Consider the following 14,618-nt stretch of genomic DNA (forward strand, 5'->3'; position numbering starts at 1 on the left):
GAGAAGCAGTATTATTATTTGTATGGCCATTACTTTTCGGTGGACTTGTATCACTTGGAAAGGCAATCGTAGGTATGGATGTTGTTGGAGCAGGTATCTATGCATTCCTGAACCGTCTGTTAATTCCTACAGGTTTACATCACGCATTGAACAATGTATTCTGGTTTGATACGATTGGACTTGGTGACTTACAGCACTTCTGGGCTGGTGAGACATCTGCAGATGTAACATGGAGCCTTGGAATGTACATGTCTGGATTCTTCCCATGTATGATGTTTGGTATTCCTGGTGCAGCACTTGCAATGATTAAATGTGCTAAGCCTGAAAAGAAAAAACTTGCAATCGGTCTGATTGCTTCAGCAGCTCTTTGTTCATTTATCTGTGGTGTTACTGAACCGTTCGAGTTTGGATTTATGTTCCTTGCACCTGCACTGTATGTAATTTATGCATTACTTTATGGTATCTTTACGATGATTACAGTTGCACTTGGTTTCCGTGCAGGATTCAGTTTCTCTGCCGGTGCTATGGATTTGATCTTCTCATCTTCCCTTCCGGCAGCACAGAAGACATGGCTTATTCTTCCACTGGGAATCGCAGCATTTATCGTATTCTACGTTGTATTCCTTTTCGCAATCAAGAAGTTTGATCTTAAGACTCCTGGTAGAGAGGATGATGATATTGAAGCGGAGAAGAAAGTGGAATTAGAAAGTAATGATTATACTGCCATCGCAGCAAAAATCCTCGAAGGATGTGGTGGAAAAGAGAACATTACAAGTATTGATAACTGTGTTACCAGATTGAGACTTGAAGTAAAGGATATCACAGCAGTAAATGATAAGGTAATTAAATCTGCAGGAGTTGCAGGGGTTATTAAACCTGGAAAGACTTCTGTTCAGGTAATTATTGGAACGAAGGTTCAGTTTGTTGCTGACGAATTTACAAAGCTTTGTGAATAATAGAAAGTTCTAAAAGGACATGTGAGAAACTTTTGTTTTTCACATGTCCTTTTTGTGTAGTGCATTTATGTGATGACAGGGAATATCTCTTTCATAACTTTATTTATAAATGTTCCCAATAATAACATTACCATGGACATTTTGACAGAAAAAAGGTATAATGGCAATAAAGAAATATAACTGTGGCAAATCAGTCGAAAGTCTGAGACGCAAAGCTAAAGGGCCTGTAAAATGGCAGCCAGTTGCAACGTTTTGAAGCATTGTCTGGAGGGGCAGTGCTTTTTTCATTATTATGGATTTTATGATGACGACGGGAAGCGTTTGAATGTTAAATTAAGAATTTAGTTTATATAGAAAGCAGTAGCTTGTGTTGTGATTTTTGGTAATTTATACAAAGAAAGAAATAGGTTAAATAAGTGATAAAGAAAAAATATAAACAGAGGAAGATGATTCTTAGTGAAATCTATAATACTAAAAACAGAGGTTTTACTCTGGTAGAACTTATAATCGTAGTTGCCATTATGGGTGTTCTTATTGCAATCTTAGCCCCTGCTTATGCCAGACATGTAGAAAAAAGCCGCGAGACGGTTGACATTGCTAATGTTCGTTCAGCATATGAAGAAATTATGGCTGAAGTGATGGATGAAGATGCATCGAATATAGTTAAGGTAGTAAAATTAAAACAGAAGAGAAATGACTGGCAGGCATTTGATCCTGTTGTTATTGCAGGGAAAACGCATTACAAAAGTCAGGGAGATACCGATAACTGGAAGGGGATTCCTGTTGCAAACGGGGAATGTGAGGTGTCTTATAATGCATCCACGGGTATTTTTTTTGATTGGAAAGGAGCAGGAAAAGATACCTCTGATACAACAATAGATTTTAACGGAAATCTGCATGGAGTACTTAATAGAACAGGGATATTATCGGAATTAACAAATCAGTCAATCAAACGTTTTGAGATAGATTCAAAATGCTCTGATTCAAATATGGTTAATAAAGTAAATAAAGAGATTAAAGCAGAGGGCAACAGTCTGCTGCAATATGGTACATGGGCTTATCTTGGAAGTCCATCGAAAGATTCAAGCAGATATTTGTTTTGGACATCTGTTGATACGGATCAGGTTGGGGCAGGAAAGAAAATACCAGTTATTGTCAGTAAAGCAGATGGTGGTTTTTATATATCTGAAACGACAACAGCTTATAGAAATCCTAAAGACAAGAAGAATTATGTTGCAATTGCAGATCATATTTATAATGATTATGGTTTTCAAACATATACAAAAGGTGAAAAATACGGCACGTTAAAGGAAGCTTATGAAGCGTATTCGAAGCTTTTTAAAGAGGGGAAATACGCAGAGTATAAAGATACTCTGCCTAAATAGAAGGAGCTTTTCGGTACATGAATTGAAAAGGAGAAATATGGAGGAAGGTATGAAAGGGAAGAAAGTAGAAATGATATGTATAGTTGCTGTGTTGCTATTGTCATTTTTTTTGACGGAAAGATTATATCAGGCAGAAACAGGTACATTTTGTTCTCTTAACAGTGGGTGGTATGAGATAAAAGATGGGAAGAAAATTCATATTGAATTACCTTGTTATGTTATGACAGGTACAGACGGAAAGATTGTTCTATATAATGATACACTATCAGAAAAAGACCAAGGAAATTTTATCTCAGCTAAAGGAGTACAGGATCATCTGGAAATACGGTTGGGAGATCGCATTCTGTATCGTTATAAAGAAGACAAATTTCAGAAAAATAAACAAATGAAAGGAAAGATATGGGCCGATGTCTGCTTGCCAGAGGAAACGGGAGAGAAAACACTCAGTTTTACGTTTGAGGGAAAAAAAAATAGTTCGCTGTATGTACAGGCTCCGCTCATAGGAAGTTTTCTGGATATTGTTAAAAGTCATTTGTGGGAATCTATTTTTTCAATTTTGATGATTATAGGTATGTTAGGGATGGGAATTGTTTCAGTAATCGTATTTTTATATACCAGACATCGTCGGATTATAGAGAAACGTTTTCTTAATGTGGCATTCTTTTTGATTCTATGTAGTTTATGGAGTATACTGGATTCAGGAATTTATCAGATGTATGGAAAACAGAATGCGGTAGGAACACAACTATCTTTTTATGTATTTATGCTTATGTCAATTCCAATCTTACATTTCGTACGAAACACAGTAAGCGAGGGTGTTCGATGGGTTCCGAAAATATGGATTTTTCTTTTATATGGGGATGCTGTTTTACAGGGAGTTATAAACTATTTGTTTGGAATTCCGTTTGTATGCATGCTATATATAACGCACATTATATTATTTACAGGGGTTGCAGCGATGATTCTTTTATTATGGAGAGAGTATCAAAAAAAGCAAACCCATGAGTTGAATCTTTGTCTGAAAGCATTTGCTGTATTAGGTATTGGTGGAATAATCGCAATTATCTTGTATCGGGTATTTTCTATTTATTGGTACGTTGTAATTTTTCAGTTTGGCATTCTTCTTTATATTTCATTTTTGTTTGGAGGATTGCTTTGTAAAGTATCGAATGAGATTCAGTTCCACTTAGAACAGACAGTATTTGAAAGAATGTCTGTGGAAGATCGTATGACAGGTCTGAAAAATCGGAAAGCTTTTGAGAAATGTATGGAAGAAGTGCAGGAAGATGCCATATTACTTAAGAATGCCTTGCTTTTATTTATACATATTGATGGATTGAAAAAGATTAATGATATGAATGGAATGCAGATGGGGGATGAAGCGGTTATTCGGACAGCGCGAAGTATTCAGGCAGCAGGAAAGAGTTTAGAACCGAATGCAGAAAGTTTTCGTATTGATGGTAATGAGTTTGCAGTAGTTGTAACGAATCCGCAGAAGATGCCAGAAGAATGGGCGAGAATTATAATAAGTGAAGTGAAAAAAGAAAATGGCAGCCGATACCGTGTTCGGTTAAAAATTGGATATAGTTATCTGAGGAGCAAGGACGGAGCACTTAATTCTGTAAGTGATTGGAAGATGCAGGCAGATACAATGTTACGTTTCAATACAGGAAAATTGGTGGAGGATATGTATGATTTATAATGTAGATTTTTTAATTGCAGGATTGGTCATATTACTGCTGATTCTGTGGTATTTTTTGGGAGAGAAAAGAGCAGAGGATTTGAATAATCAAGTGTTTCTTTTCTTTGCGGTTATTGGAAGTTTAGATGTGATTGCTGAGATTTTCAGCAACTATTGTATTATTTATGAGAAGGATTATTGTACAATAGTAGCGGTATTAACAACAACTGTATTTTACTTATTCCAGGCAGTGCTTCCGTTTACTCTGATTTGTTATGTTCAAACATTATACAAGAATAAAATTGTTTCAGCAAAAAGAATGTTGTTATCTGGATTACCGACGTTTGTTCTGATAGGAATCGTTCTAACAAATCCATTTACTGAAAAACTATTTTATTTTGATGTGCCGGCAGGATATATGAGAGGACCTTGGTATATGCTGATGTATTACAATGCACTGGGTCATATAGCTGTGGCTTTGTTTCTTATTATTTTCTGGAGAAAAGAACTTGGTCACCGAAAAGTAAAAGTACTTTTAGAAATCCTGGTGATATCTGGAACGGGAGTGATAATACAGCTTTTGCATCACTCTCTTCTTACAACAGGATTTGGTCTAAGTCTGGGTATACTGGCATTATTTATTACAATTAACAATCCTCATGCCAATATGGATAGTCTTACTGGCTTATATAATCATCTTTATCTGACCAGAAAAAGTAATGAGTTGATAGCAAGAGGGAAAAATTTTCATATTATCAGTGTGTATCTGTATCAGCTAAAACATATCAATAAAATTGCAGGGATTCAAGGTGGCGACTATATTTTAAAGATGACAGCAAAAAGACTTGAAGAACTGTGTGGTAAAAAAGTTTTTCGCATTACTGGAAAGAGGTTTTTGGTGCTGGCAGATTCCTTGAAGGAATATGAATACTATCTTACACAATTAAAACAAATGTTTGATGTGAGTATGAAACTAGATGTGGAAAACAAGGACATTGCGACACCGGTAATTCTAAGTGGTATTATTAATGCAGAGAAGCTTGGAGAAAGCGAGCTGATAATGGAATATGCAGAATATCTGGAAACATTATCGGTACAAAGTGGTCTGACAGAGGTAATTCAGGATGATCGCCAGACTATGAATGGATTTTTATATAATAAGCGTGTGGAGCAGTATCTACATACGGCGATTACAGAAGATCTTTTTGAAGTTTATTATCAACCAGTATACTCCACAAGAGAGCAACAATTTATTACATTGGAGGCATTGAGTCGCCTGCACCATCCGGAACTTGGCTGGATTGCGCCGGATGTGTTTATCCAGATCGCGGAAAAGAATCATATGATTGAACAGATTACAGATTTGCAGTTTTGTCGTATATGTAGATTCTTAAAAGAAAATAAAAGATTAATGGATACTCTCCTGAACGTGAAAGTTAATTTGTCTTCTTTAGATTTGATGCGAAGTGACTGTTGCAGTCATTTTATCTGCATGATGGATGAATTTGAGATTCCTCATGACTGGATACAGTTTGAGATTACTGAAACGGTAGCGACAGAGTATAATGCAGGTTTAAGGAAGGTTGTAAATGAATTTACAGATGCAGGAATTCATCTTTGTCTGGATGATTTTGGTTCGGGATATGCCAATTTGAATACAGTTATGCGACTTCCATTTTCAACCATAAAGATTGATCGGTCTCTTCTTTTTGATATTTGCAGTGATAAAAAAAGGGAAATGTTTTATCAGAGTATTGTAGAAACATTCCGGAAATTGAATTATCATCTTGTTTCCGAAGGAGTGGAAACAAAAGAAGAAATGGAAAAAATAAGCAGCTGGGGAGTTGATATGATTCAGGGATATTATTTTTCCAGACCGCTTCCACCAGAAGAATTACTGAAACTATTATAGAATAAGTAGGTGGGAAAACAGGGAGAATAATAGAGAAAAATAATAGAGAAAAATAATAGAGAAGATAGAGGGAAAGGAGACAGCCAATACACATGGAGATGAAACAAAAAATAATGATTGTCGATGATGCAGAAATAAATCGTCAGATTTTGATGGCGATTCTTGGGGACAAATATGAATATGTACAGGCAGGAAATGGCTGTCAGGCAGTACATTTGCTCCAGCATGATCTTACAATAGATCTGATACTTTTAGATATCAATATGCCAGAAATGAATGGGTTTCAGGTATTAGAGCGAATGAACAAGTTTCATTGGATTGATGAGATTCCGGTAATCATAATTTCTTCGGAAGAGAAAAGAGATGTTATTGAGCGGGCGTACATTTTTGGAGCGGAAGATTATATACGAAGACCATTTGATTCTTTTATTGTGTGTAGACGTGTGCAGAATATACTGAATCTATATGCGAATCAGAAAAGGCTAAAGCAGATGGTTTCCGATCAGATTTATGAAAAAGAAGAGAATAACAATCTAATGATTGGTATTTTAAGCCATGTAGTGGAATTTAGAAACAGTGAAAGCGGAGAACATATCCTTCATATCCGTATGGTAACAGAACGTTTATTGCGCCGATTGATTCAAAAAACGGATCAATATCAGTTGTCTGAGTCAGATATTGCCATGATTACAACAGCAGCAGCTTTACATGATATCGGAAAAATAAATGTTCCGGAAAGTATTTTAAATAAACCAGGAAAATTAACACAAGAAGAATTTGAAATCATAAAGACACATACGACGATTGGTGCGGATATTATTGATCAGATGATTAGTAAATCAGAAAAACCATTGTTGCGTATCGCATGGGAAATCTGTCGTTGGCATCATGAACGGTGGGATGGACATGGATATCCGGATGGTCTGATTGGGGAACAGATTCCAATTTCAGCTCAGGTGGTTGCTTTGGCGGATGTGTATGATGCGCTAATTAGTAAGCGGTGTTATAAGAATGCTTATGACCATGAAACAGCAATGGATATGATTATGTCTGGTGAATGTGGGGCGTTCAATCCACTTCTCTTAAAATGTCTGTATGAAATATCACCAGAGCTTCGTATGGCAGTACAGGGTAATATGGGAGAGGAAGCATATCGTCAGGAGGCAGATCGTCTGGCAGCGGAGATAATGAAGAAAAAGAGTACACCATGCAGTGATCGGGCACAGTGTATGCTTGAATCTATGCAGGAACAGCTTGAATTTTTTGCTTCTTTAAATGGAGGGATTCAATTTGAATATGATCATGTTTCCAGACTGGCAAATATAGTAAACTGGAACGAACCGCCACAATATCGTTATTCGGTTATGAATGTTGCAAATCAGAATTGTTTCAAACATCTGAGTCAGAAAGATTTTCATCGCTTGAAAGATGCTTTAGATGTAACAACACCAGAAAATCGGGAATTTTCTATGAGTATCATGTTACCGCAGGGAAATGATTATGAGTGGTGTGAGCTTCGAATGCATTCACTTTGGTCAGAATTGTCACCAGATCATTATATCGGAGCGGTGGGACAGTTAATTAAACCACAGCATGTTACGCCGGAACTTCCTCTTCTAGATGGCCTTTCAGAAGGAGAAAACGCAGATGGAAAGAATATAAGGGTAGCATTCGAACAGCTTAAGCAGATTTTTGATATTGTTCGACTGGTAGATCCGGCTCATAATGCAGTCATGGAAATAGATGATAAGGGAGTATTGCGGCAGACAGGTCAGCACTGTGCCGCTTTTTGGGAGAACGGAGGAAACTGTGCAAACTGTATTTCAACGCGTGCTCTGTCACAGAAGACGATGCTGAATAAGTTAGAATTCACCAGAAGAGATATGTATTATGTCGTTGCAAAATATCTTTGCATCAACGGGACACCATGTGTGCTGGAGATGCTCTCTAAGATGAATGAAGGGCGTTGGATTGATGCAAATGGAACTAGATTTTTATTGGATAAAAGTCGTGGGGAGAATAGAGAACTTTTTTCTGATGCGTTAACTGGCGCATATTCCAGACGATATTTTGAGACATATCTTATGCATATGGAAGGGATGGAGTGCGTAGAAATTATAGATGTGGACCATTTCAAACAGGTGAATGATACATATGGACACTTAGCAGGCGATGTAGTGCTTAGGGATATTGCCGCAGCGATTCAGTCATGCATTCGAAGCACCGATATTTTGATTCGTTATGGTGGCGATGAATTTTTACTGCTTTTTCCTAAGATGTCTGAAAAACATATGCTGGAGAAGAACGAAAAAATCAAAAAAGCAGTTGAAAGTATCGTATTTACAGAATATCCGGATTTTCATGTAACGGTCAGTATTGGTGGTGTCTGTGGTGTACATCCGATTATGGAAGCGATTCATCAGGCAGATAAGCTGATGTATGAAAACAAGAGAACATTATAGGAAAGATAAGTAGATATTAAAGTTTTAAGAAGAAGGTAAAAAAATCATATGAAGTGCAGAAAGACCAAAATATATATGTTATGTGTGATTCTGCTTTTTTCTTTTCTGCTAAGTGGCTGTTTGAGTAGTTCTGCTGCAGAGAAAAATGCAGATGGGACACAGGGAGAATCAGCACCAGTAGAATACCGTTGTATTTCAAACCCGGAAAGTAAGAAAAAGATTTATGTTATTTTAAAAAATTATCATGGAGCTTACTGGAAAACAGTAATTGAAGGGGTAGAAAAAGCCGCGCAAGAAGTGGATGCGGCAATTTATCTTGGGGGGATTGATAATGAAACAGATATTTCCGGGCAGATACGTCTGATGAATGAGGCGATAGAGCAGGGAGCAGATGGGATATTGCTCGCACCGGCTAATTCCAATTCTCTGGTGGAAAGCTGTGAGAAAGCAAAGAAAAAGAATGTTTCGGTAGTGCTTATTGATTCTTCTATTAACAGTACAGAATTTGATGCGTGTTATATGACGGATAATATAGATGCTGGCAAAATGGCGGCAAAAGAAATGATCAAGCTGCTTCAGGATGCCGGGAATTCTCCAACACAGCCATTAGAAGTTGGAGTTTTGTTATCAGCAGATACTTCTCAGGCAATGGTCAATCGGGTTTCGGGATTTTTGGAGGCATGGACACAGTATGCGCCATCGCAATGGGATATTGCCAAAGATATTTTCTTAAATGGAGGAGATATAGAAAAAGCACAGGCAGATGCAGCAGATTTGCTGGAAAAGAATAAAAATATAAAAGGTTTTTACGGATGTAATAATACATCGACAATAGGAATCGCAAAAACGCTTGTAAAAGAAAAAAGAACAGACATTGTTATGGTCGGTTTTGATATGGCAAAAGAAACACAGCAATTCATTCAGGATGCAGATTATCAGGGAGTTTCTTTATTACAAAAACAAGACCAGATGGGGTATTTGGGGATACATTCGTTAGTTTCTTTAATTAAAGGGGAAAGATTAGAACAAAAATTTTTTGATACCGGGGTTATTATGGTTAATTCATATTATCTTATGGAGAAAGGTGTTTCATGAAAAATCAAAAAAAGAGCAGGAAAAAGAAAGGGGTATTGCTGGCTCTTTATCTGACAGTATGTCTGCTAATTATTGTGTCCGCATATTTTCGTCTGAGTAAAATTGCGCAGAACTTTAATACACAGCATTTAGAATTAATTACCGGATTGTATGCAGAAAAAATGAATGAAGAGATGGATTATCTTCAGAATTTTGTGGAAGAAGATGTGAAGATGATTCAGGCGATGGAAGATAAAGATCCGGACAAGATTCAGAAAAGTCTGGAAAAAAATCTGAATCAGACAATGTTTTGTAATATCGGATTTATTATGAAAAATGGAGAAGTCCATGGAAGTAAATGTGCAGTTTCAGATATTAAAAAGAAAAATCTGGATAATCAGGCTTTAACTGCAAGAACATCCTTTAATTCTGATCCATATCAATCGAGTGAAACAGGAAATATGATTATAACAGTTTTTGTTCCGGTAGCAGATTTCTCTCAGATCCATATGCTGTATGTGTCAGTGATGATAGAGCAGCTTAGACAGTTAGGAGTCTATGAACTTTTACAGGGGAAGATCAGTGTTCATCTGTTAAAAGCAGATTCTGAAAATTTTATCACCTGTATTAGCAGTGATAATTCCAGTGCAGCCGGAGATTGGAATAATCTTTTACTTCAGCAGAAATATTTTGAATATAATGAGGGATATTCGTATAAACAATGGATCAGTGATATGCGTTCAGGGAAAAAAGAAGGCAGGTTTGCAGCAAAGATTCGGGGAGAAGACTCGACAATATCTTACAGGAGTATTTCCAGTATGCCGGGATGGTATGTTGTTGTCGAACTGGCAAATAAAAATATTTCAAATATTACTCAGCATTTTTCAGCATGGGGCGGGCTTTATGGAAGTATATTAGTTGGTCTTACAATTTTATATATGCTCACAATTTTAATATGGGAGAAAAAAGATAAAAAACGATACATTGGTCTGTCCAGTACGGATGCATTGACAGGAGTCCTGAATCGCAGAGCTTTCCGGGCAGATGTTGAACATGAGCTTAGAAAGAAAGAATCGGGGATATTCCTGTTTATCGATGTAGATAATTTTAAATCTTATAATGACACCTATGGTCATAGTAATGGAGACCTTTGTCTGAAGTATTTTGCGCAGACCATGCAGGAGTGTTTTCCGAAAGACAGCATACTTGGCAGGTATGGCGGAGATGAATTTGTTGCATATCTGAAAAATGTAAAACCAGAAACTGTTTATGCCTGTATGGAAAGCTTTCAGAAGAAGATTTCTCATTTTACCCTTTCGACAGGTGAGGTAGTAGAATTGTCTGCCAGTGCAGGAGGAGTAATTTTCCCTGAACAGGGAGAAGACTTTATATCTTTATGTAAAAATGCAGATGCTGTCCTCTACGATATAAAACAGAATGGAAAAGCAGTATTTAAGATGAAATCAGATAAAATAAGATAAAAAATAAAAAGTCTGATCGAGCAGAGAACTTTATATCTGCTCGATCGGACTTTTTATATAATGAATCAAAGTTATGAATCAAAGTTATAAAAGCAATTCTTTTACCATTTCTCCGGTAAAAACGACCTGTTTTAAATGATCCACTTCAATCTGATATAATGCATTCGCTACGATATGCTCTGCAGCCTGTTCTAAGTCACGAATACCTGTAGTATCGGAAAAGATATCAATTACGGTGTCTAATGCCTCATCCGTCATGATACATTCCCCTTCATGTAAGCCGATTCGTTTGAGAACTTTAGGAAGAGCAAATTTAGAGAAGATAGCCTTCTTTTCTTCCGGTGTATAATCCGGAATATCAATGACAGCAAAGCGGGACATTAAAGGACTGCTGATCTGACTCTTATCATTGGCAGTTGCGATCGGATAAACTCCAACAGTAGGAATCATACATTCCATGTAATTGTCAGTAAAGCCAAGGTTATCTAATAAAGTCAGAAGAACATCAGCAGGATTACCAGTTCCCTTACCAGAGTTTGCCTTATCAAGCTCGTTAATAATAAAAACGAGGTTAGATTCTCCAGCCATTGAAAAAGCATCCATGATAATTCCAGGCTTTGCATTCGCATAAATACGGGAACTTCCGGTTAACTGTTCAGGATCATTGATTGAACTCATATCCAAAGTTGTCCATGGAAGCTTTAAAATACGGGCAACAGCGTAAGCAATCTGAGACTTTCCGGTACCGGCAGGTCCTACAAGTAAAAGACCATAAGCAGGAAGAGTATGTGTACGGTTAATCTGGATAATCGTCTCAATAATTCTCTGCTTTACACGCTCCATTCCATAGAGTTCTTCATCGAGAATCCGTCGTGCTTCCTCAGGATCGATAGATTTAAAATAATCACTTTTCCATTGGATATTCATCATAATAGATAAAGCACGCTGGGCATGGCGTCGTTCCTCTGGAGAAACTTCGCGTGAACGGGCAACAGCAAGGTTTCTTCTGGCCCACAGGCGGATATTGTCAGGAAGCGTCCTTCCGGCGCAAGTCATAAAGTCTGTAATGCTCTGAAGACTGGTGAGCTTCATCTCATCACTGTCTTCTTCCTCTGTAGTTATCTCAGAAGTTTCCTCCACAGGAGCGCTGCTTGCAAAAAGACGCTCGATCATAAACTGTAAAAAGCCATCTTCCGCAGATAATTTCGTTCTTCCCCCAAAAGAAATTTCCTGAATTTTATAAACTGCATATCCTTGTGCAGTATTTTTACCGGAAAGCTGGATGTGAATATGGTGTTCGCCAAGCCATTTTAAAAGACTGACAAAACGAGCATCTACTTTTAAGATATCTGCGCTGATCGTACCATCTTCTTCTTCAAACTCAAATGTAGTCTGTTTATTTGGATTTGCAAAAATACCAAATGAATGATGTTTCCATTCTCTTTTTGTATTGTCAATTATAAGAATCGGATTTTCCGGTGAAGCATGATCATTATCTGAATAGACCATGGTATATGTACAGCGTACAGGCTCTTTTTTTGCCTGCATATTACTAAAATCAAATACTGGCATGATGGTTTAAAAGTCCCTCCTTGAATTTCAATATATAAGATTATAACATCTTAGCTCTTAACTCTTCCGGAGTCATCTGAGATAACATTGCCGGCGCGATATCAAATACACTTCTGGCACCAGATTCACCTTTTACAGAAAGTCTGTGAGCAGCACGTGCATAAGCAACAAGTACACTTCCTGTAAACTCTGGGTTCGAATCAAGTTTTAAAGAGTATTCGATAACATGTTTGTTACCCTCACATCCTGTTTCACCAGTACGGATAACGAAACCACCATGTGGCATCTTACTATGATGTGCTTTTAATTCCTCTTCGGTAATAAATGTTACAGTTGTATCGTAGTCAGAGAAGTAATTAGGCATTGTTTTAATTGCCGTTTCAATAGCTGCTTTATCAGCACCTTCTTCCGGAACAACATAGCACTCTCTTAAATGCTTCTGTCTTGTCGTAAGTTCTGGTTCACTTCCACTTCTTACCTGCTCCACAGCATCTTCAATAGGAACTGTGTACTGGATTGCATTTTTAACCCCTTCAATACGGCGAATCGCATCAGAATGTCCCTGACTTACACCCTTGCCCCAGAAAGTATAAGTACTTCCCTGTACAAGAATGGACTCGGCATACAAACGATTTAAAGAAAACATTCCAGGATCCCAGCCGACAGAAATAATACTGATCTTATTCCCTTTTTTTGAAGCATTATCCATAGCAGCAAAATATTCAGGAATCTTTGCGTGGGTATCAAAACTATCAATCGTATTAAAAGAAGCAGCCACTTCCGGTCCAATAACAGGAAGATCTGTTGCAGAACCACCACAAAGAATCATTACGTCAATCTTATCTTTCATAGATGCCATCTCATCAAAATGCTTCACAGCGGCACTCTCTGTCTGAATAGATACAGTAGCAGGATCTCTTCTTGTAAATACCGCCGTCAATTCCATATCATCATTACGCTTAATCGACTGCTCCACACCACGACCAATATTACCATAACCTACAATACCAATCTTGATTTTGTTCATTATTCTACCTCACTTATTATTTTATATACTTTTATATGCTTTCATAATCTCCCTTTGAGATGTAAGCTTATGATACATTGCAAAACTGCATAGCGAAAAAATGCAGAGTCTGCTGTTTGATTATAACATACAGAAGTAAAAAAATGGAGAAAAAAGTTTTGATTAATAAAAAATTCAAGAATGTCCCGGAATTTTTCATAGCACTTGCCGGCATCTAAAAACAACACCGTCTCTTTTAGCAGGAGTATGTTATAATGAAAATAGGAACAAAAAGATTCTAAGAATACCAAGGTATTCCTGAATAAAAAATATTGGAGAATTTTGTATGATTACAAGAAAAGAAGCAATTGAATATGGTCTGTCCTTTCCACATACATATGTAGATGCTCCGTTTCGCGATCCGAACTGGCAGCTCATCAGAGTAAAAGAAAGCAAAAAAGTGTTTTTATGGATATATGAAAAAGATGGATTTGTTCAGTTAAATGTAAAAGTAGAACCAGAATGGAGAGATTTCTGGAGAGAAGTATACCCATCGGTCATTCCGGGATATCATCAAAATAAAAAGCACTGGAATACAATAATACTTGATGGAACAATACCTGTAAAAGAAATTAAACGAATGATTACAGAAAGTTATGAACTGATAACAGACAGTCCAACAAAACGAATTTATGAAGCAGTCAAACGTATTCCAAAAGGTCATGTAGCAACTTATGGGCAGGTAGCGGCTATGGCAGGCAATCCAAAGATGTCACGTGCAGTTGGAAATGCTCTTCATAAAAATCCTGATCTGGAAACAATCCCCTGTTTTCGAGTGGTAAACTCCAAAGGAGAACTTGCAGAGGCTTTTGTATTTGGAGGGGAAGGAGAGCAGGCAAAACGTTTGGAAGAAGATGGTGTGGAAGTAAAAAATGGAAAAGTTGATTTAAAACAATATGGAATATCTTTAACTACTAATTTGCTAGACTAAAGAGACGAAAACCAGAAATTTGAGATAGAAAAAATGTGAAGATAGTCGCGGCATAGAAAATGCCTTTTCGGCATTTTTACTGGCTCCGACATCACATT

The 14,618-nt window shown here is 37.1% G+C and carries 9 protein-coding genes, 1 pseudogene and 1 riboswitch; of the genes and pseudogenes, 8 read left to right on the forward strand and 2 right to left on the reverse strand.

Features of this window, described 5'->3' with window-relative positions:
• Nucleotides 1-5 precede the first annotated feature (5 nt).
• From EHLA_RS16975 to EHLA_RS02325, 7 genes and pseudogenes are all read left to right on the forward strand, one after another.
• A pseudogene (locus EHLA_RS16975) lies at nucleotides 6-956 on the forward strand (PTS transporter subunit EIIC); the annotation flags it as partial.
• Nucleotides 957-1,130: 174 nt separating this feature from the next.
• Nucleotides 1,131-1,206: riboswitch (cyclic di-GMP riboswitch) on the forward strand.
• Between the two features lie 166 nt (nucleotides 1,207-1,372).
• Complete coding sequence (locus tag EHLA_RS02300) at nucleotides 1,373-2,341, forward strand: prepilin-type N-terminal cleavage/methylation domain-containing protein (protein ID WP_242970656.1); 969 nt, start codon at nucleotides 1,373-1,375, stop codon at nucleotides 2,339-2,341.
• Nucleotides 2,342-2,390: 49 nt separating this feature from the next.
• The gene (locus tag EHLA_RS02305) at nucleotides 2,391-4,043 is read left to right on the forward strand and encodes a diguanylate cyclase domain-containing protein (RefSeq protein WP_242970657.1); all 1,653 of its coding nucleotides are present in this window, start codon (nucleotides 2,391-2,393) and stop codon (nucleotides 4,041-4,043) included.
• On the forward strand, nucleotides 4,033-5,934 hold the full coding sequence (locus EHLA_RS02310) for a GGDEF domain-containing protein (RefSeq protein ID WP_096239172.1): 1,902 nt from the start codon (nucleotides 4,033-4,035) through the stop codon (nucleotides 5,932-5,934). The genes EHLA_RS02305 and EHLA_RS02310 overlap by 11 nt, the downstream gene beginning before the upstream one ends.
• A 92-nt stretch (nucleotides 5,935-6,026) precedes the next feature.
• The gene (locus EHLA_RS02315) at nucleotides 6,027-8,396 is read left to right on the forward strand and encodes a diguanylate cyclase (protein WP_096239173.1); all 2,370 of its coding nucleotides are present in this window, start codon (nucleotides 6,027-6,029) and stop codon (nucleotides 8,394-8,396) included.
• Between the two features lie 48 nt (nucleotides 8,397-8,444).
• Nucleotides 8,445-9,491 (forward strand): ABC transporter substrate-binding protein, encoded by a 1,047-nt coding sequence (locus EHLA_RS02320; protein ID WP_096239174.1) that lies wholly within the window; start codon nucleotides 8,445-8,447, stop codon nucleotides 9,489-9,491.
• Nucleotides 9,488-10,951, forward strand: a complete 1,464-nt coding sequence (locus EHLA_RS02325) for a sensor domain-containing diguanylate cyclase (protein WP_096239175.1) — start codon at nucleotides 9,488-9,490, stop codon at nucleotides 10,949-10,951. Before EHLA_RS02320 ends, EHLA_RS02325 begins: the two co-directional genes overlap by 4 nt.
• A gap of 84 nt (nucleotides 10,952-11,035) precedes the next feature.
• Here the strand turns inward: EHLA_RS02325 and EHLA_RS02330 are convergent, their stop codons facing one another.
• Both EHLA_RS02330 and EHLA_RS02335 read right to left on the reverse strand, forming a co-directional pair.
• The gene (locus tag EHLA_RS02330; protein WP_096239176.1) at nucleotides 11,036-12,523 is read right to left on the reverse strand and encodes an AAA family ATPase; all 1,488 of its coding nucleotides are present in this window, start codon (nucleotides 12,521-12,523) and stop codon (nucleotides 11,036-11,038) included.
• Nucleotides 12,524-12,563: 40 nt separating this feature from the next.
• On the reverse strand, nucleotides 12,564-13,550 hold the full coding sequence (locus tag EHLA_RS02335) for a diaminopimelate dehydrogenase (RefSeq protein ID WP_096239177.1): 987 nt from the start codon (nucleotides 13,548-13,550) through the stop codon (nucleotides 12,564-12,566).
• 325 nt (nucleotides 13,551-13,875) lie between these two features.
• Here EHLA_RS02335 and EHLA_RS02340 point away from each other — a divergent pair, with 325 nt between their 5' ends.
• Nucleotides 13,876-14,520 carry a methylated-DNA--[protein]-cysteine S-methyltransferase gene (locus EHLA_RS02340; protein WP_096239178.1) on the forward strand — a complete coding sequence of 215 codons (645 nt, stop codon included), beginning with the start codon at nucleotides 13,876-13,878 and terminating at the stop codon, nucleotides 14,518-14,520.
• Nucleotides 14,521-14,618 lie beyond the last annotated feature (98 nt).

The sequence above is a fragment of the Anaerobutyricum hallii genome (assembly GCF_900209925.1).
Classification (GTDB): domain Bacteria; phylum Bacillota; class Clostridia; order Lachnospirales; family Lachnospiraceae; genus Anaerobutyricum; species Anaerobutyricum soehngenii.